The organism is Chelativorans sp. ZYF759, assembly GCF_012911015.1.
Lineage (GTDB): Bacteria > Pseudomonadota > Alphaproteobacteria > Rhizobiales > Rhizobiaceae > ZYF759.
Genome location: NZ_WVVV01000002.1, coordinates 1 through 24,412, shown reverse-complemented (window position 1 = coordinate 24,412; position 24,412 = coordinate 1). Strand labels below are relative to the sequence as shown.

Annotated in this window: 18 protein-coding genes; 9 read left to right on the top strand and 9 right to left on the bottom strand. The window is 63.4% G+C overall.

All coding sequences use genetic code 11. The annotated features are described in order from the left end of the window. Positions 1-1,893 (top strand): helix-turn-helix transcriptional regulator, encoded by a 1,893-nt coding sequence (locus tag GRZ55_RS03985; protein WP_169285616.1) that lies wholly within the window; start codon positions 1-3, stop codon positions 1,891-1,893. Between the two features lie 95 nt (positions 1,894-1,988). Here the strand turns inward: GRZ55_RS03985 and parC are convergent, their stop codons facing one another. Beyond that, positions 1,989-4,271 (bottom strand): DNA topoisomerase IV subunit A, encoded by a 2,283-nt coding sequence (parC, locus tag GRZ55_RS03980; protein ID WP_169285615.1) that lies wholly within the window; start codon positions 4,269-4,271, stop codon positions 1,989-1,991. Positions 4,272-4,445: 174 nt separating this feature from the next. Here parC and GRZ55_RS03975 point away from each other — a divergent pair, with 174 nt between their 5' ends. Continuing rightward, complete coding sequence (locus GRZ55_RS03975; RefSeq protein ID WP_169285614.1) at positions 4,446-5,624, top strand: hypothetical protein; 1,179 nt, start codon at positions 4,446-4,448, stop codon at positions 5,622-5,624. 60 nt (positions 5,625-5,684) lie between these two features. Here the strand turns inward: GRZ55_RS03975 and GRZ55_RS03970 are convergent, their stop codons facing one another. The 4 genes from GRZ55_RS03970 to GRZ55_RS03955 form a co-directional block, all read right to left on the bottom strand. Beyond that, complete coding sequence (locus GRZ55_RS03970; RefSeq protein ID WP_169285613.1) at positions 5,685-6,041, bottom strand: hypothetical protein; 357 nt, start codon at positions 6,039-6,041, stop codon at positions 5,685-5,687. A gap of 177 nt (positions 6,042-6,218) precedes the next feature. Beyond that, positions 6,219-6,857: a pyroglutamyl-peptidase I gene (locus GRZ55_RS03965; protein ID WP_169285612.1), complete on the bottom strand. Its 639-nt coding sequence runs from the start codon at positions 6,855-6,857 to the stop codon at positions 6,219-6,221. After that, positions 6,854-8,062, bottom strand: a complete 1,209-nt coding sequence (locus tag GRZ55_RS03960; protein WP_246734512.1) for an FAD-dependent monooxygenase — start codon at positions 8,060-8,062, stop codon at positions 6,854-6,856. Before GRZ55_RS03960 ends, GRZ55_RS03965 begins: the two co-directional genes overlap by 4 nt. Positions 8,063-8,075: 13 nt before the next feature. Then, positions 8,076-8,321: a zinc-finger domain-containing protein gene (locus tag GRZ55_RS03955; RefSeq protein WP_169285610.1), complete on the bottom strand. Its 246-nt coding sequence runs from the start codon at positions 8,319-8,321 to the stop codon at positions 8,076-8,078. 176 nt (positions 8,322-8,497) lie between these two features. Here GRZ55_RS03955 and GRZ55_RS03950 point away from each other — a divergent pair, with 176 nt between their 5' ends. The 3 genes from GRZ55_RS03950 to GRZ55_RS03940 all read left to right on the top strand — a co-directional run bounded on the left by GRZ55_RS03950 (position 8,498) and on the right by GRZ55_RS03940 (position 14,955). Then, positions 8,498-10,690, top strand: a complete 2,193-nt coding sequence (locus GRZ55_RS03950) for an RNA degradosome polyphosphate kinase (protein WP_169285609.1) — start codon at positions 8,498-8,500, stop codon at positions 10,688-10,690. A gap of 17 nt (positions 10,691-10,707) precedes the next feature. Further along, on the top strand, positions 10,708-12,228 hold the full coding sequence (gene ppx / locus GRZ55_RS03945) for an exopolyphosphatase (protein ID WP_169285608.1): 1,521 nt from the start codon (positions 10,708-10,710) through the stop codon (positions 12,226-12,228). Between the two features lie 117 nt (positions 12,229-12,345). Then, positions 12,346-14,955, top strand: a complete 2,610-nt coding sequence (locus GRZ55_RS03940) for a GGDEF domain-containing phosphodiesterase (RefSeq protein ID WP_169285607.1) — start codon at positions 12,346-12,348, stop codon at positions 14,953-14,955. Here GRZ55_RS03940 and GRZ55_RS03935 read toward each other — a convergent pair. Continuing rightward, the gene (locus tag GRZ55_RS03935) at positions 14,952-16,556 is read right to left on the bottom strand and encodes a CRTAC1 family protein (RefSeq protein WP_169285606.1); all 1,605 of its coding nucleotides are present in this window, start codon (positions 16,554-16,556) and stop codon (positions 14,952-14,954) included. The two genes, GRZ55_RS03940 and GRZ55_RS03935, sit on opposite strands and share 4 nt — an antisense overlap. Continuing rightward, the gene (locus tag GRZ55_RS03930) at positions 16,553-17,872 is read right to left on the bottom strand and encodes a vanadium-dependent haloperoxidase (RefSeq protein WP_169285998.1); all 1,320 of its coding nucleotides are present in this window, start codon (positions 17,870-17,872) and stop codon (positions 16,553-16,555) included. Before GRZ55_RS03930 ends, GRZ55_RS03935 begins: the two co-directional genes overlap by 4 nt. 379 nt (positions 17,873-18,251) lie before the next feature. Here GRZ55_RS03930 and GRZ55_RS03925 point away from each other — a divergent pair, with 379 nt between their 5' ends. From GRZ55_RS03925 to GRZ55_RS03915, 3 genes are all read left to right on the top strand, one after another. Then, the gene (locus GRZ55_RS03925; protein WP_169285605.1) at positions 18,252-18,920 is read left to right on the top strand and encodes a response regulator transcription factor; all 669 of its coding nucleotides are present in this window, start codon (positions 18,252-18,254) and stop codon (positions 18,918-18,920) included. Beyond that, positions 18,917-20,257 (top strand): HAMP domain-containing sensor histidine kinase, encoded by a 1,341-nt coding sequence (locus tag GRZ55_RS03920; RefSeq protein ID WP_210257219.1) that lies wholly within the window; start codon positions 18,917-18,919, stop codon positions 20,255-20,257. The genes GRZ55_RS03925 and GRZ55_RS03920 overlap by 4 nt, the downstream gene beginning before the upstream one ends. Positions 20,258-20,718: 461 nt before the next feature. Further along, entirely contained in the window at positions 20,719-21,861 is a 1,143-nt protein-coding gene (locus tag GRZ55_RS03915) for an amidohydrolase family protein (RefSeq protein ID WP_169285603.1), read from the top strand. Between the two features lie 179 nt (positions 21,862-22,040). Here GRZ55_RS03915 and GRZ55_RS03910 read toward each other — a convergent pair whose 3' ends face one another. Both GRZ55_RS03910 and GRZ55_RS03905 read right to left on the bottom strand, forming a co-directional pair. Next, the gene (locus GRZ55_RS03910; protein WP_306785592.1) at positions 22,041-22,457 is read right to left on the bottom strand and encodes an NUDIX hydrolase; all 417 of its coding nucleotides are present in this window, start codon (positions 22,455-22,457) and stop codon (positions 22,041-22,043) included. Positions 22,458-22,818: 361 nt separating this feature from the next. Next, positions 22,819-23,469, bottom strand: a complete 651-nt coding sequence (locus GRZ55_RS03905; RefSeq protein ID WP_169285601.1) for a glutathione S-transferase family protein — start codon at positions 23,467-23,469, stop codon at positions 22,819-22,821. A 269-nt stretch (positions 23,470-23,738) separates the two neighbouring features. On the opposite strand from GRZ55_RS03905, the gene GRZ55_RS23735 reads away from it, so the two are divergent. Continuing rightward, on the top strand, positions 23,739-24,143 hold the full coding sequence (locus GRZ55_RS23735; RefSeq protein ID WP_169285600.1) for an HNH endonuclease signature motif containing protein: 405 nt from the start codon (positions 23,739-23,741) through the stop codon (positions 24,141-24,143). The last annotated feature ends 269 nt before the right edge of the window (positions 24,144-24,412 follow it).

Here is a 24,412-nt window from a genome sequence, read left to right as displayed (position 1 = left end):
GTGCATGAGAACTCCCAGTCTGATTTGAATGAAAGACCATCGAATCTTCCACCCAAAGGTGATTCGATCTATGCGCTTGACTTGCGGAAAGCCGGCGGAACATATGCGGAATCGATGATGACAAGCAGCTACGGCAAGGCTCTGGGCGAACTAATACTCCAGAAGCGGCGAGCGACGGGACTTACCCAGTTGCAGCTTGCCGAAGATGCGTATTCAGATCCAACAAAGGTCCGACGCATTAGTGAGCTTGAAAACGGCCTGGTCGCAAACCCGCATCCCAAAACGATCGATCCCATCATCTCTGTCCTGCATATTTCTTCGGAGGAGGTCGAGGAATGTGCGAAACGGACAGGAGGCAGAATAGACCCCGACCTGGACCGAGCTTATCGTGAGGCGCGCAATCTCATTGAGGCGCTCGCTTATCAGTTTGAGCACGAACATCCTGACGCGAGCTTTGCTGAACTCGACGAGTTTCTGCGGGAAAAGGCTACCGAGTGGCGACAGTTGCGGGCTCGTCTAGATACCATAGACGAGACTAGCGACGCGATTGCACAAGCAAAGCGGAGTGCAACCGAGGCACTTGCCCACGGCAAGCTTGACGAGGTGGATGTGACATTGGCAGCGCTTGAGGCGCTGTATCAAGAGCGTCACACGCTGCTGGAGGTTGCCAAACAGTCGGAGATTCGGGTCACACGGGGTGATACTTGCCTTATGAAGGGGGATGCGGAAGGCGCCTTTGGCCATTATTTTCAGGCAGCACGTTTCTTTCAGCCATTTAGTGAATCCGAGATGGCTCGGGTTCTCGACGAAAATGCTCACCGTGTTTACGAATCAAGCATCAGAATGCTTCGTCCCCGTTTTTGGATCGGCGTTCGGCTTTTGGAAGAGCTGCTTAGGCTTGACATCGTCGAGGTCGACATTGTGCGGCGAAGATCGACACATTACCGGCTAGGGCTGCTCTACCGCAATGCTGCGGCTCATAGCTCAGATGGAGACGAAGAGGATTCTCTTCAGCATGCGGTGAAGCATGCGCGCCTAGCCGCAGATCAACTCTCCGAGGACGACGATCCTTTCACGATCGTCTCTGCGAAGGTGAGCCTTGCCAATTGTCTTCTCGATTTAGGTAAAAGGCACCCGGCTTCTAATGAATTAGACGAAGCGATTGCAACTTTGCGATCGGCGAAAGTTATTGCATTGGAAGAAGATACCGCCGGGAGCCTACTATGTCACATATACAATAGCCTAGGTGGGGCACTGAATTCAAGAATTAAGGGCGATGACTTCATCCACAGTGAAGCGGCGATCAGGGAAGCACTTGAAGAATTTGAAGCGGCGATCGTCAGTTCTGAGAGATCCAACAATCCGGATGTTTGGGGCGCGGCCAATTTCAATCGGGGACGGCTACTGGCAGCTTTGGCGCAACAAGAGGATCGAAATATATCCGAGCGCACGTTTCTCTTCGTCCAGGCGGTGTCCGCCTATCAAGCGGCAATCGAAACCTATCCTGAAACGTTGTTTCCTGATCGCTTCGCTGGTGCCCATTTCGAACTCGGCAGCACCTTGTTCCACTTTGCATTAATAGCACCGGATTATCGTACAGAATTATACATGTTCCGCTCTGTCCAATCGTTCGACATTGCCGGTGCAATCTATGCTCACACGCATTCCTGGCGCTGGGCCGAATGTCAGTTGCTTAGCGGCTCTCTAATAGCGAGACACGCACATCTTGATACGGCTCTGGATCCTGAGTCTGACCTCAACGAAGCAATCAGGCGATACGAGACGGCAATGGAGGTCTACCAGCAGGAAAAAGATGCAGAACAGGTCCAAGCATGTGCACGTGCCATTGAAAGCGCCCAGCGACAACTGACTGAGAAGCACAAACGTGCATAGGCCGCCGGGTCAAGAAGATCGACGGCCGGACCACGGCAAACCGCGAAGTCGTCGCCTACCAGCCGTTCACGCTCTTTGTGACGGAACTCGCCCCCTCACCCAAACTTCCCCGTCCGCGGAAACCCTTTTGGCGCCAGGCGCCCTGCCCCGGCGCGGTTGCCGAGCCATTCCGCCAGTTCCTCGCGTGAGCGTGCAAACGTGCGGCCGGACGAGTCCTGCCACGTCAGCCCTGCTTCCATCGCAAACGTCTTGATGTCCGCAACACCGCCATCCTTGTAGCGTTGGAGGCGGACGCCCTTGCCGCGGGTCATTTCGGGGATTTCGGCGAGCGGGAAGACGAGAAGCTTGCGGTTGGCGCCGATGATGGCGACGTGGTCGCCCGCGACCGGCACGCAATGGGTGGCCTCGTCGGGTGTCTTGACGTTCATCACCTGCCGGCCCTTGCGGGTGTTGGCGACGACTTCCGCCTCCGGCACCACGAAGCCGTTGCCGCCATGCGAGGCCAGAAGCAGTTTTCGGGCGGGGTCGTGGGCAAACGCCGTGACGATCGCCTGGTCGTTTTCCATGTCGACCATGATGCGGATCGGTTCGCCATGGCCGCGCCCGCCCGGCAGCTTGTCGGCGCCCAGCGTGTAGAACTTGCCGCCGGTGGTCAACAGCAGGATCTTGTCGGTGGTCTGGGCGTGGAAGGCGAGCTTGAGGGCGTCGCCCTCCTTGAAGGTGAGCGTCGAAAAATCGGCCAGATGCCCCTTCATGGCGCGCAGCCAGCCCTTTTCGGAGAGGACGACGGTGACCGGCTCCTTCTCGATCATGGCCTGGTGGATCTCGCCCAGATCGCGCTCGGGCGCCACATCGAAGCCGGTGCGGCGGCGGCCGAGTTCGGTGGCGGTCGAGAACTTGTCGCGAACCTTTTCCACCTCCCAGCGGATGGTCTTCCACTGCTTGGCCTCGGAGGAAAGCAGCGCCTCGATGCCGGCCTTTTCGGCCGACAGCGCGTCGAATTCCTTGCGGATCTCGAACTCCTCCAGCTTGCGCAGCGCGCGCAGGCGCATGTTGAGGATGGATTCGGCCTGCAGGTCGGTGAGGTCCCAGCGCGCCATCATGACGGGCTTGGGCTCGTCCTCCTCGCGGATGATGCGGATGACCTCGTCGATGTTGAGATAGGCGATCAGATAGCCGCCGAGCACTTCCAGGCGCCGTTCGATCTCGGCCAGGCGATGCCGCGAGCGGCGCAAGAGCACCTCGCGGCGATGGGCGAGCCATTCCGCCAGCACGTCCTTCAAGGACATGACCATCGGCACCTTGCCCCGCGACAAGACGTTCATGTTGAGCGGGAAGCGGGTTTCCAGATCGGTCAGGCGGAAGATTGATTCCATCAGGAGCGCCGGATCGACCGTGCGGCTCTTGGGCACCAGCACGATGCGGATGTCTTCGGCCGATTCGTCTCTAATGTCGTCGAGCAGCGGCAGCCGGCGCGCGATGAGCAGTTCGGCCGTCTTCTCGATGAGGCGCGATTTCTGGACCGCGTAGGGGATTTCGGTGACCACGACCACCCAGGTGCCGCGGCCCTGATCCTCCTGGTGCCAGCGCGCGCGCAGGCGGAAGGAGCCGCGACCGCTCCTGTAGGCCTCCACGATCGAGGACCAGTCGTCGACGACGATGCCGCCGGTGGGGAAATCCGGCCCGCGCACCATGTTCTCGTCGCCATCGGCGTGCGGGTGCTGGGTGAGCAGATCCTCGACGGTGGCGTCGGGGTGGTCGATCAGATGCAGGGCCGCCTTGCAGAGCTCGGCCGCATTGTGGGGCGGGATCGAGGTCGCCATGCCGACGGCGATGCCGGAGGAACCGTTGGCCAGGAGATTGGGGAAGGCGCCGGGCAGGACGACGGGCTCCTCGTCCTCCTCGTTGTAGGTGAGGCGGAAATCGACCGCGTCCTCGGTGATGCCGGAAAGCAGCTCGGTCGCGACCTCCGTCATGCGCGCCTCGGTGTAGCGCATGGCGGCGGCGTTATCGCCGTCGATATTGCCGAAATTGCCCTGCCCGTCGACAAGCGGGTAGCGCACGGAGAACCATTGCGCCAACCGCACCATGGCGTCGTAGATCGACTGGTCGCCATGCGGATGGAACTTGCCCATCACCTCGCCGACGATGCGGGCGCATTTGGCAAAACCCTGGTCGGGGTTCAGGCGCAGGAGCCGCATGGCGTGCATGATGCGACGGTGCACGGGCTTCAGCCCGTCGCGCACGTCCGGCAGCGCACGGTGCATGATGGTCGACAACGCATAAGCGAGGTAGCGCTCCTCGAGCGCCGCCTTCAGGTCGACCGGTTCGATTCTGTCGTCGTCGCCGCCCCCCGGCGGAACAAGGGCCTTGCTCATGGCTTTCCCGTTAGTCGACGGGGTGATTCTGAGCAAGGCCTTGGAAAGCAAGGCATGGGGAAAGATTTGCGTCGGCGGGGCAATCCGGTCCAAATTGCCGGTACGTCACCGCCTCCCATTCGGTCGGCATGGACACATGAAGAAGAGACAAAGCAGGAAGAGGCCCAAGGACCCATGACCCAGCTCAAGCGACTTTTCGGTTCCGCACTTGTCGGCGCGAGCCTGATCACCCTGTCGGCCAGCGCGCAGGCGCAGGACATGGATGCGATGCTCGACAGGCTGCAGGAACTGCTGGCCGAGCAGGCGATCGACCTCGACTGGGACGATGCCGCGATCGACGGCGACAGCGCGGTGCTGACCGGCGTCACGGCCGCCGGGCCGGAGGGCGAGACCCCGCTCGGCGACATCGTCATCTCGGGCGTGAGCGAGACGGCGGACGGTTTCCGTATCGACGAGATGTCGATGGAAAACTACGTGCATGGCGAGGAGGATTTCTCGCTGGAGATCGACGGCGCGGTGCTGACCGGCATCATCCTGCCCAGCGAGGAGGCTGCCGAGGACGACCGTTTCGGCGGGTTCTTCTATTACGAGACTGCCGATATCGCCGAATTGCGCGCCTCGATGGCGGGCGAGGAAGTGTTCGTGCTGAACGGCCTCAATGTCAGCGTCAGCCCGCTCGTGGCCGATCAGCCGATGGCGTTTTCGGCGACGGCCGAGAACTTCGAGGCCGATCTGACCGGCATCGAGGACGAGATGACGCGCCAGACGCTTAGACGCCTCGGCTACGAGCAGGTCACCGGCCGGCTGGAATCGACGGGCAGCTGGACGCCCGAAGACGGACGGCTGGTGCTGGATCGCAACGACCTGACGATCGACGATGGCGGCACGATCGGCTTCGCGCTGGACATCACCGGCTATACGGCTGAATTCATGCGCGCGCTTTCGGAGGTGCAGCGCACGATGCAGGACAGAGAGGGCGACGCGGCCGGCGGCATGGCGGCGATGGGGCTGATGCAGCAGCTCAACCTGGCGAGCGCCGACATCTATTTCCGCGACGACGCGCTGACCGGGCGCGTGCTCGAACTGTTCGCGGAGGACCAGGGGATGCGCCCGCAGGACGTGGTCAACCAGGCCAAGGCGATCCTGCCCTTCCTGCTGGCGCAGATCGGCGCGCCGCAGCTCGGCTCGATGATTTCGGGCGCGGTGTCGGAATATCTCGACAATCCGCAGTCGCTGCGGGTTTCGGCGCGTCCGGCCGAGCCGGTGCCCTTTTCGCTGCTGATGGCCGGCGCCATGGCCTCCCCGCAGGCGCTGGCGGACCAGATCGGCCTGGAAGTGGTGGCGAACGACTAGCGATACCGGACGGAGCCCGGCCGACCGGCGGTCGGGCTCCTCCTTTTCAGCCGCGCCGCGCTAGCGGGGGCTCCACTCCTCAAGGCCGAGATCGCTGGCGCCGAGATAGGTCCAGATGCCTTCCCAGTTGCGACCCGCGCGGCCCATGAGGACCACGCCCACGTCGCCCTCGCTGCCGTAGCCGATCGACAGGAATTCATCGTCGCCGATCGCGGTGCCCAGGATCCTGCTCCCATCGGGCATGGTATAGGTGACCGCGTAGGTCTCGCCGACGCGCGAGAGCAGAACCGTGGCCGTATAGCCCGATCCGTCCGGGTTCTGACCGTAGACGTCATAGAGACCGGACGGATCAGCGAAAGCAGGCAGTGCGAATGTCAGGCTTGCGGCGCAGGCCAGTGCGGCGAGGCAGTTCTTCACGGTATTCCCCCTATAGATGATCTGTGGTTGCTTGTCGTTCGTGTTGTCTACTTGGCCGTGTGAATAAAGAATGCAGGCACCATTTCGCCCCGACGGACAAGAAGCGTATCTATTCTCCGGCGCAGAAATTTCGGCAAGTAGAATCGCGCGGACCGCCAGATTGGCGCCGGATTTGGCCTAGGGCCTGCACCAGGCGGCGGCGGAGGCGGCGATGATGAGCCGTGCGCCCCGCAGCAGATCGTCCGGCGTCATGGCCCCTGCCCGCGCGCCCGGCTGACCGGCAAGAAGCGGCACATGGACGAAGCCCGACATAGCCGGCCGCAAACCTTCGCAGGCGTGAAAGCGCGACAGCACGAAGACGGTGTTGCAGAGATAGCCGCCCGCATCATCCGAAAACCCGACCGGCAGGCCGGCAGCTGCCAGTCGCGCCGAGATGGCATCCAGCGGAAGGGTGGCGGCCAGCGTCCCCGGACCGGCGCAGATGCGCGCCGACGGCGGCAGACGGCCGGTATTGTCGGGCCGGGCGTCGGCATGGCTGTTGCGCGCCACGCGCTCGAGCCGGAATCCCGACGCGTCGGCCGCCAGCCCGAAATGGATCGCGATGTCGGGTGCGTGCCGGGTGCCCAGCGCCGAAAGCCGCGGCGCCACGCTGGCATATTCCACGTCCAGCTCCTCGGCATGGAAGGTGCCGATCCCCTCCCCGCGCGGCGGATCCGCTGACAGTTGCGCAACGAGCCAGGCCGTCGGGTTCTCCGGCGCGCCCGGAAAGGGGCCGAAGCCGGTAACGAGGATGCGCGGTGCGGCGGGGGTGTTCATGTCTCCTCCGGGCGCCATCCGTACAGCCAGTCGAAATCGGCGGCGAGCGCGCCCTGGGGGCGCGCCGCGAGGGCGAGATCGCGGCCGAGCGCGATCGGTCCCCATGCATGCCAGACGAAACGGTTGAAGCGACCACGGCGGCGCACGCGTTCCACCCTGGGGCGCCGACGTGTCTCGTAGCGGGCGAGTGCCCGTTCGACGTCCTCGCCGCCCGCGGCCATCTGGGCGGCCAGGACACAGGCGTCCTCGATGGCCATGCCCGCGCCCTGGGCCGCATGCGGCGTCATGGCATGGGCGGCATCCCCGATCAGGACCTGCCGGCCCACGTGCCACGGCGTGTCGCCCACGACCTCGACGAGCGGCCAGGCGGTCCATTCCCTCGCCGCATCGGCCAGCCCGCGCAGCAGCGGTCCCGCATCCGCGAGCGTTTCGCGCAGCCTGGTCGGGTCGGCGGCCGAAGCCCACTCCCCCTCCACCGCGCCGACGGCACGGTCCGGCGTGATGGCGACCAGGTTCCATTCGCGCCCGCCGCGCAGCGGGTAGGCGACGAGGTGAAAACGTTTGGCGAGGAAAGCGGTGACGACGCCGGGCTCCAGGGCACCGGCCGCCAGCGCGTCGCCCGGGATGATGGTGCGCCAGGCCGTGTGGCCCACGGCCCGACAGGGCGCGCCGTCCATCCCGGCCCGAAGACGCGACCAGACGCCGTCCGCGCCGACCAAGAGACGGCCCTCGGCCGAGACGGCCCGGCCATCGACCTCCATATCCGCCATCACGGCGCCGGGCCGTTCGCGTGCGCCGCACAGGTCATGGCCGAAATACAGCCGGATGGCAGGGTGGGCATGCGCGGCAGCGCCGAGCACCGACTGAAGATCGGCCCGGTGCATGACGAGGTAGTCCGCCCCCCAGCGCTTCAGCGCCGCCTCGCCCAGCGGAACGCGCGCGACCTGCCGTCCTGTCTCCGCCCGCCGCAGCACCACGGCTTGCGGCCGCACGGCTCTTTCGCGCAGCGCCTCGCCCAGTCCCAGTCGGTCGAGGAGCCGCGTGGCGTTGGGCGACAGCTGCAGACCCGCGCCAACCTCGACGAGCAGCGGTGCGCGCTCGAAGACGCGGACGCAGAAACCGCGCTCGGCAAAGGCCAGCGCGGCTGTCAGGCCGGCAATGCCGGCACCGGCGATCAGGATGTCGGAGGAGGAGGCTCCGGACAAGAGCGCGTGGCCGCTAGGCCGCGAACTCGCGGAAGACGCAGCCCGCGGGAACGGTTTCGCCCGCGGCCAGCGAGGCATCGTAGACATAGAGGGTGGAGCAATAGGGGCAGACGCGCTCGGAATCATCGCCCATGTCGAGGAAGACATGCGGATGGTCGTGGGGAGGTGCCGCACCGACACACATGAATTCCTTGGCACCGATGCGGATGGAACGATGTCCGGCGCTGTTCTGGAAATGCGGAATGGTGCTGTGGGCCATTTCTTGCTCCCCGGCGGTCTGGTGCAGGTCCGGCTATCGCCGTCCCGGGCTCGGCCAAGCGTTTGGAGCATAAAGAATGCCTTTGCAAGTCCGATGCTATGAAACTGTCGCAAAGCCATGACACAAGCTAGACTGAGCCGGATCACGACACACCAGGGAGCCGCGGACGCGCATCCATGAATGAATTGAAGCCCGCAGACAGCGAATTCGCGAACCGGCCAGCCCCCTCCACGGACAGCGGGGCGAACGACCCCGACCGCTTCGTCAACCGCGAGTTTTCATGGCTGCAGTTCAACAGGCGCGTGCTGGCCCAGGCGCGCAATCCCAGCCATCCCCTGCTCGAACGCGTGCGCTTCCTGTCGATCTCGGCCACCAATCTCGACGAGTTCTTCATGGTGCGCGTGGCGGGCCTCGCCGGTCAGGTGCGCGAAGGAATCGCGACGCGCAGCGCCGACGGGCGCACGCCGGAGGAACAGCTCGAGCAGATCCTGCTCGAGGTGGCACGGCTGCAGGAGGACCAGCAAAAGAACTACTCCGCGCTGGTCGAAGGCATCCGCGCGGAAGGCATCGAGATCCTGCGCGCCGAAGGGCTGAATGTGAAGGACCGGAAGTGGCTCGAGCAGCACTTCATGGACGCGATCTTTCCGGTGCTGACGCCGCTGTCGATCGATCCGGCGCATCCCTTCCCCTTCATCCCCAATCTCGGCTTCTCCATGGCCTTCCAGCTTCGCCACCTGCGCGAGAAGGAAGACATGAACGCGCTGCTGCGCCTGCCGGTAACGCTCAAGCGGTTCATCGAACTGCCGGAAAAAGGCCGTCGCTATCGCTTCATCGCGCTGGAGGACGTGGTCAGCCTGTTCATCGGACAGCTGTTTCCGGGCTACGAGATCAAGGGTTCCGGAACTTTCCGGATCATCCGGGACAGCGACATCGAGGTGGAGGAAGAGGCCGAGGATCTGGTGCGCCTGTTCGAAAGCGCGCTGAAGCGGCGGCGGCGCGGCCAGGTGATCCGTATCGAGTTCGACGACGAGATGCCGGCGGAACTGCGTGAGTTCGTGTCGACGGAGCTCGCCGTATCGTCCAATCGCGTCAGTGTGCTCAGGGCGCCGCTGGCCATCAGCCAGATTGCCGAGATCGTGTCGGTTCCGCGCGACGACCTGAAGTTCGCGCCCTACAATCCACGTTTCCCCGAGCGCATCCGCGAGCATGGCGGGGACTGTTTCGCGGCCATCCGCGAGAAGGATATCGTTGTCCACCACCCTTATGAGTCCTTCGACGTGGTGGTGCAGTTCCTGCGCCAGGCCTCGCTCGACCCGGAGGTGGTGGCGATCAAGCAGACGCTCTACCGGACATCCAACGACAGCCCCATCGTGCGCGCGCTGATCGAAGCCTCCGAGGCCGGCAAGTCCGTGACGGCGATGGTCGAACTCAAGGCGCGTTTCGACGAGGAAGCCAACATACGCTGGGCGCGCGACCTGGAACGCGCCGGGGTGCAGGTCGTCTACGGCTTCATCGAACTCAAGACCCATGCCAAGATGTCGCTGGTCGTGCGCCGCGAGGAAGGCCGCCTGCGCAACTACGTGCATATGGGGACCGGCAACTACCACCCGGTGACGGCGCGCATCTATACCGACCTGTCCTACTTCACCTCCGATCCCGCCATCGCACGCGACGTCGCACATGTGTTCAACTTCCTGACCGGCTATGCCGATCCGACCGGCGACATGCGACTGGCGATTTCGCCCTTCAGCCTGCGCAACCGGCTCATCGACCACATCCAGGCAGAGATCGGCTTTGCGCGCGCGGGCAAGCCGGCGCAGATCTGGCTCAAGATGAACGCGCTGGTGGACCCCGCGATCATCGACGCGCTCTACGAAGCCAGCGGAGCGGGCGTCGAGATCGACCTCGTCGTGCGCGGAATCTGCTGCCTGAGGCCGCAGGTGGCCGGGCTTTCGGACAATATCCGGGTCAAGTCGATCGTCGGGCGCTTCCTGGAACACAGCCGCATATACTGCTTCGGCAACGGCTCCGGCCTGCCTTCCGAAGAGGCAATCGTCTACATTTCCTCGGCCGACCTGATGCCGCGCAACCTCGACCGGCGCGTGGAGACGCTGGTGCCGATCACCAATCCGACCGTTCACGAACAGGTGCTCGGCCAAATCATGGTCGGCAACATCATGGACAACCAGCAGAGTTTCGAAGTAATGCCTGACGGGACCTCACGGCGCATGCAGCCGGAAGAGGGAGAAGAACCCTTCAACGCACAGGAATACTTCATGACGAATCCCAGCCTTTCAGGCCGAGGCGACGCGCTGAAGTCCCATGCACCTCGCCGCATCGCGCAGATCAAGCGGCGCAAGAAAGCCTGAGCGGGGCGCCCCTCCACATGCAAGCCAACTCGCAGGGTCGCCTGCAGGACCGGCATCCGGTCTCCATCATCGACATCGGATCGAACTCCATCCGCCTCGTGATCTACGAGGGTATCGCGCGTTCGCCGACCGTGCTCTTCAACGAGAAGATGCTGGCGGGGCTGGGCCGCGGCATCGTCACCACCGGCAAGCTCGATCCGCATGGCGTGCGCCGGGCGGTCGAGGAATTCCGCCGCTTCCGCGCGCTGTCGGAACAGGCCGGCGCGCGCGCGCTCCACGTCATCGCGACGGCGGCGGCGCGCGAGGCGACCAATGGTCCCAACTTCATCCACCGCGCCGAAGAGATCCTCGGCACCAAGATCCGCGTTCTGACGGGGCGCGAGGAAGCCGCCTTTTCGGCCCAGGGCATCATCTCCTCCTTCGAGCCGGCCGACGGCATTGTCGGCGATCTCGGGGGCGGCAGTCTCGAACTGGTCGACGTGCGAGGCCGGGAGATCGGCGACGGCATCACCCTGCCCCTCGGCAGCCTGAGGCTGCACGACATGTCCAAGGGGTCGACGGAGGCCGCCACCGAGATCACGCGCGCGCAGATCGCACGGGCCGAACTCCTGAAAGCCGGTCGCGGCCGGCCCTTCTACTGCGTCGGCGGCGCCTGGCGAAACCTCGCCCGGCTGCACATGATGGAGACGGACTATCCGCTCGACGTCATGCACCATTACGAGATGGAGCCGAACGAGGCGATCGCCTTCCTGGACCAGGTCTCGGGCGGCAAATCCACCAAGATGACGGGGATCGACCGCATCTCCAAGAGCCGCCGCGGTCTGCTGCCGCAGGGCGCGATGGTGCTGCGCGAGATCGTCCGTGCCATGCAGCCGTCGAAGATCATCGTTTCGGCCTCGGGTGTGCGCGAAGGCTATCTCTACACGCTCATGGACGAGGCCGAACGGGCCGGCGACCCGCTCATCAGCGCGGCCGAGGAGCTGGCCAAGCTGAGGGCGCGCTCCGTTACCCATGCGCGCGAACTGGCGGCGTGGAGCGGCGAGGCGTTCCGGGCCTTCGGGCTCGAGGAAACGGCCGACGAAGCGCGCTACCGTCATGCGGCCTGCCTGCTGGCCGACATAGGCTGGCGCGCGCATCCGGAGTATCGCGGCACCCAGTCGCTCAACATCATCGCCCATGCCTCCTTCATCGGCGTGGACCATCCCGGCCGCGCCTTTCTGGCGCTGGCCACCATGTTTCGCCACGAGGGCGTCTTCGAAGAGGAAATCTCGCCGCAACTGCGCAAGCTGGCGGGCCCGCGCTATCTGGAGCGTGCGCGCATCCTGGGCGCGCTGCTGAGGGTGGTCTATCTCCTGTCGGCCTCCATGCCGGGCGTCATCCCCACCCTGTCCTGGCGCCAGACCATAGACGGCAAGCTGCAGCTGGTGATCCCCAAGCGGCTGGGTGCGCTGATGGGCGAGCGTCCGGCTGGCCGGCTCGGCCACCTGTCGCGGGTGCTGAAACGCCCGATGGAACTTGTCGTTTCCACCAGCGGCTGAGCCGAACGCGAAGCAAAGCCTGCAATCCCGGCGCCCGATTTAACAACGCATTAGTCAGCGACTGCTATCCGTGACCAGACAAATTGTTTGGTTCGGCTGGCTTGGGGCGATCGCGACATGGAAGATGTTCAACTGGCAAATTCGATGGGGCTGCCGGCCGGCGACCTTTTCGACGTGCTGACCAGCGCGGTGCCAGGCTTCGTATGGGTCAGCAGCAACGATGGCCGCATCATCTACGCCAATCCGCCCTGGACCGAGTATTGCGGCCTTTCCGAAGAGGAATGGCGCGGTTTTGGGTGGATCAAGGCGGTGCATCCCGACGACATCGCGACGCTGGACTCCGCCTGGAAAGAGGCCCACGCAAAAGGCATCGGATCCTACAAGGTCAAGGTGCGTTGCCGGCACCATACGGGCGTCTACCGGTGGCAGAAGATCGCTATGCGGCGCGCGCCGGCGGCCGACAGTTTCTGGATCGGCTGCGGTGTGGACATCGACGACATGATCCAGGCCAAACACAAGGACGATCTCCAGCTGCGCATGCTGGAGGCGGTGGCCAACGGTGCCGGGCTCGAAACCGTGCTCGACATGCTGTGCGATTATGCCGATTTCCGCCTGCCGGGCGCGCGCTGCGCCATCCTTCTGGTCGACCACAAGGCGGGCACCTTCCTCCACGGCGTCTCGCACAGCCTGCCGACGGCCTTCACCGACACGGTGCGCGGACGGGTCTATGGCGTCGGCAGGGGCAGCTGCGGGACGGCTGCCGCGCTGAAGAAGGACGTCATCGTCACGAGCATCGCCACGCATCCCTACTGGGACGGGCTTCGCGAGCTCGTCATGCCGTTCGGCGTCAGGGCCTGCTGGTCGCGTCCGATCATCGGCGCCGATGGGCGCGTGCTGGCGACTTTCGGCTTCTATTTCGACGAGGAGCGCGCGCCGACCGACGAAGAGATGTCGCGCATGGAGGGCATCACCCACATCGCCACGATGTCGATCGAGCGGACCCGGATGGTGGAAGCCCTGCGCGAGAGCGAGGAACATTACCGCCACACGGTGGAACTGAACCCGCAGATTCCCTGGATCGCCGATCGGAAGGGGCGCATCCTGTCGGTCTCCACGAAATGGGGCAACACGACGGGTCTCAGCCCCGGCCAATCGCTGAATGATGGCTGGCTCAGCGCGCTTCATCCCGACGACGTGAAGCCGACCCTCGACACCTGGAGGAACTGCATCCGGGAAGGTGGCCATATCGACATCGAATACCGGCTGCGGATGGCGAACGGCGAATATCGCTGGATGCGCGCGCGCGCCTATCCGCGGCTCGACGACGAGGGGCAGGTGTCGCGATGGTACGGCACGCTGGAGGACATTCACCAGCATCGCCTGACCCAGGACAAGATGCGCCGTGCCGCCTACGAGGACGAGCTGACCAGACTGAACAACCGCCGGCGCTTCGAGATGGATCTGGCCGAGGCGCTGGCGCGACGCCAGACCCGCACGGTCGGGCTGATCGTGCTCGATCTCGACGATTTCAAGCAGGTCAACGACCGCTTCGGCCATGCGTCGGGCGACGCAGTGCTCCGGCTCTTCGCCAACCATCTGCGCGGGCTGCTGCGGCCCGGCGAGATCGCCGCACGGCTTGGCGGCGACGAGTTCGCCGTCATCCTGCCCGATGCCGAGGACGAAGAGATCTTGCTGCAGCGCGCCTCCGCCATAACCGGCGGCATCGACCGGCAGCTGCGCAAGAGCGTCAAGGCCCGCAATTGCAACGCCAGCGCCGGCGCAGCGCTCTCCGAAGCGGGCGACACGGCCGAGGAACTCCAGCGCAAGGCAGATCTCGCGCTCTACCAGGCCAAATCGCGCCAGCGCGGCGGCGCCCGGCTCTTCAGCCCGGAAATCCGGCGGGAAAGCGAGCGCAGGGCCGACGAGATCGAACTCGCCCGGAAAGCCCATCACGCGGGCTGGATCCTCCCTCACTACCAGCCGAAGATCGCGCTGACGAACGGCAGGATGATCGGGCTCGAGGCGCTGATCCGCGTCGACCATCCCGAAGAAGGACTGTTGCCGCCTTCGCGCATCATGGCCGCGCTCGACCATCCACGGCTTGGCGGCAAGATCGGGCAGAGACTGACATCCAAGGTCATCGCCGATCTGGCCCGGCTGCGGGCATGCGGCATCGAACTGGGCCATGTCGCGATCAACCTGTCGGGCGAGAACCTGCGCGACGCGGCTTTTCCAGCCTGGCTGATTCGGCAGATGGACAAAGCGGGCCTGCCCGCCGGAATATTGAAGCTCGAGATCACCGAGCGTGTCCTGCTCGACGAGTTCGCCGAGGCCGCGTCCCAGGCGCTGGTGCGCCTGCGCGACAAGGGCATCCGCATCTCGCTCGACGATTTCGGCACCGGCTATGCCTCGCTGACCCATCTCCAGCGGTTTCCGGTCGACGAGATCAAGATCGACCGCTCCTTCATCCACTCACTGGCCATGGACAGCTCCAACGCCGCCATCGTCAAGGCGATGATCAATCTGGGCCGCAATCTCGGCATGGATGTCGTGGCGGAGGGCGTGGAGACCCCGACCCAGGCGCTGCTGCTGCGAAGCTGGGGCTGCCATATCGCGCAGGGGTTCCTCTATTCGCGCCCGATGGCCGCCGATGCGATACCGGCCTTTGCCGCCGAACTGAGCGGAAGCGCGCCTTCCCAGCCACCCCTGATGGCGGGCATGGGCTAGCCGGGCCGCCAGGCGGCGGGCGGTTCGCCACGGCGCAGGCGGTAGAATGCGTTGGCCTCGACGGGGCTCCAATCGGATGCCTGGCCATCCGGCCAGATGACGCGGATGGCGGCGCCCTCTGCCGCACCCAGCCCGAAATGCCACCAGCCGGCCTGCCCGCTCACATGGCCACCGCCAGAGAAGGTCTCGCGGCGGATCGTGCGATCGCCGAGGCGCAGCTCGATCCAGGCGCCGATGGCATCGACATTGGGCGCCGGTTGCTCCAGCCGCAGTTGCAGCCAATTGCCCAGCTCCCCGCCGGCGTTGCGCCAGAGCTCGGCGCGGGCATGCCGGTTGACGACGACGAGGTCGACGCGGCCGTCGAGGTTGAAATCGGCGAGCGCGGCCCCGCGCGCGGTATAAAAGCTCGCCACGCCAGCCCGGTCGCCCGCCTCCTCGAACGTGCCGTCGGGATTCTGGAGAAGCAGATTGTTGGGGTCGCGGATGGCGAAATCCGGCATTTCCCAGACATTGCCCTTGGCCACGAAGAGATCGACGAAGCCGTCATTGTTGACGTCCTCGAACTGGGCGTGCCAGGCGGTGGAGGGCATGATCTCGCCGCCCGTATAGGGGCGGTGGGCCGTCACGCCCCGCGCAAAGGCGACATCGTCATAGCGCGGTGCGGGAGCGCCCTCCTCCGGAACGTCGGCCAGAACCTGGAGCTTGTTGTCGGCCATGCTGGTCAGGAAATAGGCCGGAAAGCCGTCGCCGTTCAGATCGTAGGCGGCGATGCCCATGCCCCAGATGCGCAGGCGTGCCCAGCCCTCCTCCTCCGTGTAGAGGCGCGGCGGTTCCGCCGGTTCCATGTGCCACAATTGCTCCTGCCCGCCGCGGTAATATTCCCGGTCGTTGGAAACGCGCAGGGCCGGACGACCCGAGCGGTTCCAGTCGGTAAACAGCATGGAGAGCGGGCAGTAGCTGGGCGTCAGCGGCAGCGGCGGCGCGAAACCCGCGCCATCGCTGGCCGGGCGATGCAGCCAATTGTCGGTGCACGAGCCCCACGGCTCCATCGGCTCGTTGCGATCGATGTAGTTGCCGATGGCGATGGTGGGCCAGTCCTGGCCCTCTTCCCAGGTGGCGGCGTAGGCCGACGACCAGGCATCGCCGCCCTCGAACCCCCAGGCTTCGTTGGCGGGCTCGAAACGGCAGTCGCCGAGACCACGCATCACCAAATTCTCGCCGACGCGCAGGAGCACCAGATCCATGATGCCGTCGCCATCGACATCGAGCGGATAGGCGCCGGCGACATGGTCGATCTCCAGGCCGCTTTCCTCTGCCGCGAAGCGAAGTTCGCCGCCCCGGTCGCTGATATTGCGATAGAATTTTGCCGGCGCCTCGCCGCCGGCCAGGACCATGTCGGGAAAACCGTTTCCCGAACAGTCGAAGGTGGCGACGCCGCCGCCGACCATGAATTCCCATTCGCCCTCGAAGACGGAATCGATCCCGGAAGCTTGCGTCTCGTCTATGAATTCGGGCACGAGCGGCCCCTCGCCCGCGACGGCCTGATGTGGATACCACGCCGCCAGAACGGCCATGGCGGCAAGCAGACGCGCGCTCCTCATCGCCCGGCCGACATGGCGAGCGCGACGGCATGGGCGCCGATGCAGCGGCCCTGTTCCAGCCCCCGCTCGATGGCGGCGCGGAAATGAATGCCGCCATAAAGCCGCGAGACGGCGGCCTCGGCCGCGGCTTCGTGGAAGCTGGCGAAGCGGCGCGGCGGCAGGCCGTCTCTCTCGTGGGTGGCGTCGGTGAAAGCCACGTCCTCGCCGAAGGCCGCCGTCAGTACGGTGGCGGCGGTGCCCGACAGGGTGCTGTGGCCGCTCGGATATTCGGGGAAAGGCGGCGTGATGAGCAGCGGTTGCCAGTCCGCGTCGATATGGGCGTTGATATAGGTGATCGGCCGCAGCAGATCATATTCGTATTTGCTGGCCCAGCAGCCGATGAAGGAATCCGCCATGCCGACGCCGAGGCGGGCCAGCGTCTCGGCCTGGAAGGCGGCATCCGGCATCTCGCGCTCGAACAGCTGCAGCGCGATGGCGACCCAGTGTCCGGGCGGCGTGGGCGACAGCATGGGGTCGTCGGACCAGAAACGGGCGACGGCGCGCTGCTCGTCCGTCAGCGCGTTCGTGACCTCGTAGACTTCCAGCGCCTCGCGGTGGAAATCGGAACCCTGAACCTCGCTATAGGCCGGTGGCGGCGGCAGCGGGCAGGCCTGGCCATGGGCCATGGCGAAGGGGCGCGTTTCACCCCAGTGCGGCAGGAGAGGAAACTGCTGCTGCCGGACGAGGCTGGTGGGCACCCAACTGCCCGGTTGCCTGCCGAAGGCATGCTCGAAGGGGAAGCCCATATTGACGATGGGCAGTGCGCCGTCCGTTTGCGACCAGTCGAGGAGGTGGGCGGCGATGGCCTCGCCATAGGCAATGCTGCGCGCCGCCACCGCCGCCTCCACCCCCGACAGCGCCGCGTCGCCGAAGCGCTGGCGGGCCACCTGCATGGCGCGCTGGCCCATCGGGCCGGTATTGCCGAAAAAATCGCCCACGCCCTGCGCCAGCACGGCGTGAAGGATGACGGCGTCGTCATAATGAGCGCCGGCCATGCGGTCGGGAAGCGGACTCAGCCCGTTCACCTGCCCGGCAAGCGAGGCCATGTCGGGGCGCCCGGAGGCCAGCGCCTCATAGGCGCCGATGCCCAGATAGGCGAAGGAACGGCTGGCGACGGGCGGCGAATAGGTGGGCGTGTGGCGCACGAGCTGCAGCACCAGGCCATACCAGCCCTGCAGCACGGCTTCGGCGCGGCCCTCGGCAGGCTCCGCCAAGGAAGGCCCGGCCAGCAGCACCAGCATCGCGCCGAGCGCAACCAGCCCCCGCAGACGATTCATGAACAAGCGTCACCTCCCGAAAACGGGGTGAGGAAAGCACGGGCGAAGGTGGCGGGGCAAGATGGGTGTGGGAGATTGAACCTCTGCTGCGGGGTGGAAACCGGCCTTACCGCTTTTGGTCAGCGCGAACTGAGAGAGACATTCAGTTAGCCGCCGTACTTCGATGGTAACAGTCACTATTTCAGACTTTCAACTCCACAGAACGATCTCCCAAAAGTCGCCATCGGAGGTCGAGATCCAGCGACGGTAATGTGATCGTTTGCAGCTTCTGCACCAGGAAACGCCCTTACTCAGTTCCGTGACATGCGCGGCCTACATTTCCTACAATCCTGGGGCAATGTTCCCTGCTAGAAATGTCGTGAAGCTGAAGGGGCCTTGCGTGCGCATTTTGTTGGTCGAAGACGAACGGGAGATGGCAGACCTGATGACCGTTGCGCTCGGCAGACAGGACATATTGGTCGACCACGTGCGAACCCTCGAGCTTGCGAAGGAAGCCTGTCGAAGCGGCATTCATGACGCAGTGTTGCTGGATCGTAGACTGCCCGATGGCGATGGGATCGCTCTCATTCCCTTCCTGCGCAAAGAACGCACCGGGATGCCCGTAATTGTCCTGTCCGCTCTCGGAACCCCAGATCAGAGGGTCGCTGGCCTTGATAGCGGGGCGGATGATTATCTCGCCAAGCCATTTTCCGTAGCTGAACTGCTGGCGAGGCTTCGCGCCGTTATGCGACGGCCCGCTCAGCTGGAAGCCAGTTCGGCCAATGTCGCAAGGCTGACTTTCGACCTGACCGAGCGGCAGGCCTACATCGACAATTTGCCGCTCGAACTTACGCGGCGGGAATTGCTGGCACTCGAAATCCTGGTACGGCGAGCAGGACGGGCTGTTGCTCGCTCAGCTCTTGAGGAGGCAGTGTATGGCTACGACGATGAGATCGCCTCCAACACACTCGATTCTCACATCTCGAGGCTAAGGCAGAAGCTAGCCCCGGCGGGGGTTGAGATTCATGGCATACGTGGACTCGGATATCTCTTGAAAGCAGCGCCATGAACCTTTGGGGGTCCAACTCCCTACGCATTCGCCTCACCTGGCGGATCGTGGTGATGCAGGCCTTGGTACTGATCGCTTTCACTGCCATTGCCGCAGTGCCAATCTATCGTTTCCTTAGTGAGGAACTGCGTTACGAGACCGATATCATCGATGACATTGCCAGCGCCATCGTGGTCGGCGAGGATGGCAGATGGCAACTCGTGATGGGTGATGACCTCGCAGAGGACGCAACCGACTATCCCGATCTGTGGTTCTACGCGCTCGATGCAAATGGCCATTCGTTGCAGTGGGGCGAAATCCCTGATCGATTACTGACCATGGTTGACGCACTCAAGACCGTGCGCTCGGCCAATATTTCCGGCTTAGGTCCGAATGAGGATTTGGTCGCACTGCTAAGGCGCCACGAAGGGGCGATGGGGCGAATCTGGATCGTCGTTGGCAATGGTCCCGAAATCGGCATACGTTCTGCATTCGGCAACCCGGTATTCGTCGGCCTTCTCTGTCTCCTGACTCTTGCCTCGTTTCTTATCATTCCGAAGATCGTGCGTGGGGAATTGCGGGGCATCGATCAGGTCGCGCTCGATGCCAACAAGATCGATTTTCAGCGGCGCGGCACAAGGCTATCGCTGGAGCGGGTGCCCGACGAACTGCACTCTCTTGTTCGCGCGGTGAATGCGGGCCTGCAGCGCCTCGACGACGGGATCGAGCGCCGCCATCGGTTTATTGCCGGCGCCGCCCATGAATTGCGTACGCCTATTGCCATCCTGCAAGCACGGTTGGAGCTGATGCATGGTGGCGAGCAACAGGGCAAACTTATGCTCGATGTTGCGCGGCTCGCCAATCTCGCCAATCAGTTGCTCGATCTCGAACGACTCGAGGCCGAAGTTCCGCAGTTTCAACGCACAAACCTCGTCGAACTGGCGACAGAGGTTGCTTCTGACATGGCGCCCGTGATCATTGCGGCGGGCTGCACGATTGTTTTCGACGCCGAGACCGAGAACGTTCCGGTCCTCTGCGATCCGCCCTCGCTATCTCGGGCTCTGCTGAACCTCATCCAGAACGCTGTAGTTCATGGGGGAGAAAGCTCGATGATCAGCGTCACAGTCAGCTCGGACGCCACGTTGAGGGTTGCCGATACAGGTCCGGGCATTCCCGAGGAGTATCGCGACGTCATCTTTGAACCCTTCGGAAGGGTGACGCCGCTCGACCAGGGCGCGGGGCTGGGGCTTGCCCTCGTCCGCGATATTGTGGAGCGGCACAATGGGCGCGTCACAGTGGGCGACGCGTCTGGTGGAGGGGCCCTTTTTGAGGTCTCGTTGCCTCTGCTCGCCAAATAGGGTGCCATTTGCGATCTGGAGTGACGCAGGCCGGTCCTCTGCTGCCGGACCGTGCGTTGGAGACCTTTAGAGCCTCGCTGGTCGACCATCCCTCGGTATGGAAAGTCACTAACGAACGCGTCGGCGGCCATGACGATGCGATCGCGAGGGCCTTGCCCAACGCGGCTTAAGTCGCCGACCTTTGGCACCTTGTCGAAAGCTCAAGCCGCGCTTTCCACCATAGCCTCAGCAAAAATGCGTCAGTGCCAAATCCCGATCGGAAACCACGGGCACTTCTCAGGGAAAACAACGCAACGGTGATCGGTTGCCCCTCTGATCCGTCATCGATCAGCAAAGACGCACAACGTTCCTGCAATCTTGGGCCTCAAGGTAGGTGCTGCAGACAACGTTCGAGCCCGCATCGACGTCAGTACAGTGATGTCGTGGCACTGCGCAGGGCAAACATCGGAGTATAGACCGACATGAAAAAAATCGAAAAACCTCAAAACAGCCTGGCGATGGGACGCCGCAGCTTTCTGAGTGGCGCGGCTGCACTTGGTGTTGGCGCCGGATTAGCCGCGCCTGCCATTGTCACCCGCGCAGCCGCGGCAGAGCCTTCGGCCATCGCGTTGCGAGACCAGGACCTGCCATTTATCGCCACGGAAGAGACCTACACCACCGAGGAACTGATCGCGCTGAACGCGATCAACGATCAACACGTAGAGTATCTAAGGGGAACCGGTCTTGCCGAACTCGGCCCTGGCCGCATCGGTGCAATGGATGAGGCGGGGATCAATGTTCAAATCCTCTCCGCACATACGCCGGGCGTGCAGAATGTCCCCGGTCAGGAAGGCATCGATTTTGCGTATCGGCTCAACAGGATGATTGCCGATGGCCCGATGGCCACCTATCCGGGGCGGTACCAGGCCTATGCTACCTTGCCCCTGCAGGACCCGGAAGCATCAGCGGACGAACTGGAACGCGCCGTTCGGGAAGACGGCTTTGTGGGGGCCATGACCAATGGATTCATCGGCAATAGATTTCTCGATCATCCCGATTTCGAGCCGCTTCTGGCGCGTGCCGAGGCGCTTGACGTGCCGATCTACCTGCATCCGGGTTTCCCACCCGAAGACGTGTTCAATATCTACTACAACACCACGCGGCCCGGGTATGACCAGGAGTTCCAGAACTACATTTTCAGCGGTTCAGGGTATGGGTGGCACCAGGAAGTCATTACTCAATGTCTTCGACTGATCATCACCGGGGCGTTCGACCGCTTCCCCAATCTGCAGATGATTATCGGCCATATGGGAGAGGGCCTTCCGTTCTTCTACGAGCGTATCGTGGAAGACATGAGCGAATCGACTGAGGACTCGCTGAACAAGCCCATCGGGCAATATTTCAGTGACAATTTCTGGTACACGACCAGCGCGTTCCCCCAGGATGAACTTCTTCATCTTCTGTTGAAGTACATCAGTGTCGATCGAGTGATGTTCGGAACCGACTACCCGTTTGCAGACATGAAGCAACAGACCGATTGGTTCCGGGCAGTGGATCTGCCCCGCGAAGCCAAGGAAAAGATCGCGTTCCGAAATGCAGAAAGACTGTTTGGGATGAAGGTCTGACGCAACTGCTCCTGACCGCATAATGCCGGTTGGGTCCGTCACAACGGAGATCGCTTTGGCTGTATCGTGAGGGCACAGCCAAAGGATTCCAGATCAAGGGTGAGCCAAACGAATGGCAGGTTTCGGGCGGCGACAGAAGCACCCAGAACGGCGACATTGGCGTCGATAACGTTGGCCAGCTATCTGAGGAGGAATGCCTTCAGCCCTTCGGGATACAGTTGAGGCCCGCCCGGTAGATCCAGGGCTTCGAGCGAAAACCACTCCGCAAACCACGTATTGCCGTCGTCTTCGGTGAACGCGATGCGCTCCTCCCTCACGAAGCTACCAGCGGGAAAGATCACGTTGAAGACCGCCAGTATCTCGTGTCCGACCTGACCTTCGTGGGTGTAGATATTTTCCATGAAAACAGGGGCACCGCTGATCTTCACCGTGATCCCGAGTTCTTCCTCGAACTCGCGGATGACGGCCGCCTCCGCCGTCTCGCCGAACTCAACTGTGCCGCCGAGCGGGCGGACGCCCTTCACGCGCCCGGCATCGTCCAAGACCTCGGCAGCGAGGAGCTTCCCGTCGCGCCAGTGAAGCCCTACGGCCTTCAAACGGATGTATGGTGCTGGGCGCCAGATAACCATGCAGCGGGCATAGAGTGATGCGCCAGCTTAAGCAATCGAGGTCCGCTTTCAGGTAGGTTTTTTGCCTGCGGTAGAGTCGGTAAGGAGGTCGACTCCTGCCGGTCTCCGACCACAGCCGGGATCGCGCTCTCGAACGGCTCGAACGGGGGTGGAATGCAGGCTGTCAGCTTTTGGTTGGATAATGCGGTAAGCGGACGTGGCTCCTGCCCTTGAGTTCAGACAAAGGGCGGGTTCAGGATCCCGAAGCGACTGGGTAACAAGGAACCGGCTACGGACCTCATTCACATCGGTGTAGATTCATGAACGATGTGGTCAATGCCGCGGACAATCAGCCGCTCGCCTGCCGATCGGCGAAGACTGCAAATTGCGCGTCGAAGGCACGCTTGAAGGCGGGCCTTTCCGCACCGCGGGCGACATAGGCGATAAGATTGGGATACTCTTCCAGCAGCGCCGTGCCTTCAAGCCGGCGCAACAGGCCGATCATCATGATGTCGCCGATGCTGAATTCGCCGTCTAGCCACTCCCTATCACCCAGGCGTGCCGACAGCTCACCCAGCCGCCGCCGCACATTGCTGTCGAGCATAACCTGGCGCTCGGCGAACCAGCTCTGCTCTCGCTCGATGAGGATGGCGGCTTCCCGCTCTATGATCGGTGCCTTGACCGTATCGACCGCCGCAAACATCCACATGATGGCACGGGCCCGGGCATGGATCTCCTTCGGCAAGATCACGCCGTGGCGTTCGGCTATATGGAGCAGGATCGCGCCAGATTCGAAGAGGGCGAGTTCCCCTTCCTCGTATGTCGGAATCTGCGCGAATGGATGCACTGCCCGATGCGCCGGCTCCTTCATCGCCTTGAACGACACCAGCCGCACCGCATAGGGCTGGCCGACCTCCTCCAGCGCCCAGCGGACCTGCATGTCGCGCGCCAGCCCGCGGCCACGATCGGGGGACGTTTCGAAGGCGGTGATGGTGGTCATGGCTTGGCTCCAGTGTGGGTGGACGAAAGCGTAATGGCTGCGTGCATACAGAGAACGAATGAGAAGACGGCTCCGCTACAAGGTCGCGGCCTGATATTCTGCCTTGGGTCAGCTGGAGGTATGGCGTGGCGTCATCACTCACACCGATAGCGACAGCGTTTGCCCTGGAACTGGGTCGTGTCGTCTCCGCTGCTATGGCCGAAGGAGCGAATTAACGTTTCCGATGAAAGCGTCGTGACGCGACAAGGGCAGAGCGCAATGATGGGCTCATGAAGGACGCTCTACCGGCCCAATACAATGCGATGGATGTGTACCGCCACCTCGTTTCCACTGGGGTGGCAGCGGACCTGGCCTTGCCCAATTTTGGTCGCCTGAGCTCGACGACCAACAGGCGGCTTCGGACCGGTCATCGTGCCGGCTGGGCGTGTAGCGAATGTAACGCACCCTGTGACATCGACCAGGGAACGATTGACCACCATGTACCTCGTTCCCGCAACGGCTCCAACAGGCCGGCAAACCTTCGCTGGATGTGCAAACCCTGCAACCTGAGGAAGGCCGACAAAATGCCCGCGACGGAGGTAGTGTCAACTTGCTTCAAAACACCCACGCCGGTGGTGGTGCTTCAGCGGAAGCCCGTGGTCAAACCATATGGTGATCTGTTCGAATGGCTTTGATATGTAAAGCTCAAGCGCGACAGGATGCCGGCGGGTGCGCCACGGTAATTCCGCGAGCGTAATCTCCATGACTGCCCAAGGCTGCTTTTGGTAAGCGGCATGACAGCTTCGAACGACGGAGATGGCGAAGGGTTTCGGGTGCCGTCAGGCGTACGAAAGCCTCTCATGCAGGAACCCGCGGGCGACAGTCGATATCTATGGGGATTTCGATTTGCGGCTGATGTCGGCGATGGCGCGACCGTCATGGGGAAGCGGCAGGATGGATGCGG

Excerpts from the sequence above, each read along its gene's own strand:
- parC (WP_169285615.1), bottom strand. The coding sequence starts at position 4,271 with ATGAGCAAGGCCCTTGTTCCGCCGGGGGGCGGCGACGACGACAGAATC.
- GRZ55_RS03975 (WP_169285614.1), top strand. The coding sequence starts at position 4,446 with ATGACCCAGCTCAAGCGACTTTTCGGTTCCGCACTTGTCGGCGCGAGC.
- GRZ55_RS03965 (WP_169285612.1), bottom strand. The coding sequence starts at position 6,857 with ATGAACACCCCCGCCGCACCGCGCATCCTCGTTACCGGCTTCGGCCCC.
- GRZ55_RS03955 (WP_169285610.1), bottom strand. The coding sequence starts at position 8,321 with ATGGCCCACAGCACCATTCCGCATTTCCAGAACAGCGCCGGACATCGT.
- GRZ55_RS03950 (WP_169285609.1), top strand. The coding sequence starts at position 8,498 with ATGAATGAATTGAAGCCCGCAGACAGCGAATTCGCGAACCGGCCAGCC.
- ppx (WP_169285608.1), top strand. The coding sequence starts at position 10,708 with ATGCAAGCCAACTCGCAGGGTCGCCTGCAGGACCGGCATCCGGTCTCC.
- GRZ55_RS03940 (WP_169285607.1), top strand. The coding sequence starts at position 12,346 with ATGGAAGATGTTCAACTGGCAAATTCGATGGGGCTGCCGGCCGGCGAC.
- GRZ55_RS03935 (WP_169285606.1), bottom strand. The coding sequence starts at position 16,556 with ATGAGGAGCGCGCGTCTGCTTGCCGCCATGGCCGTTCTGGCGGCGTGG.
- GRZ55_RS03930 (WP_169285998.1), bottom strand. The coding sequence starts at position 17,872 with ATGAATCGTCTGCGGGGGCTGGTTGCGCTCGGCGCGATGCTGGTGCTG.
- GRZ55_RS03920 (WP_210257219.1), top strand. The coding sequence starts at position 18,917 with ATGAACCTTTGGGGGTCCAACTCCCTACGCATTCGCCTCACCTGGCGG.
- GRZ55_RS03915 (WP_169285603.1), top strand. The coding sequence starts at position 20,719 with ATGAAAAAAATCGAAAAACCTCAAAACAGCCTGGCGATGGGACGCCGC.
- GRZ55_RS03905 (WP_169285601.1), bottom strand. The coding sequence starts at position 23,469 with ATGACCACCATCACCGCCTTCGAAACGTCCCCCGATCGTGGCCGCGGG.
- GRZ55_RS23735 (WP_169285600.1), top strand. The coding sequence starts at position 23,739 with ATGAAGGACGCTCTACCGGCCCAATACAATGCGATGGATGTGTACCGC.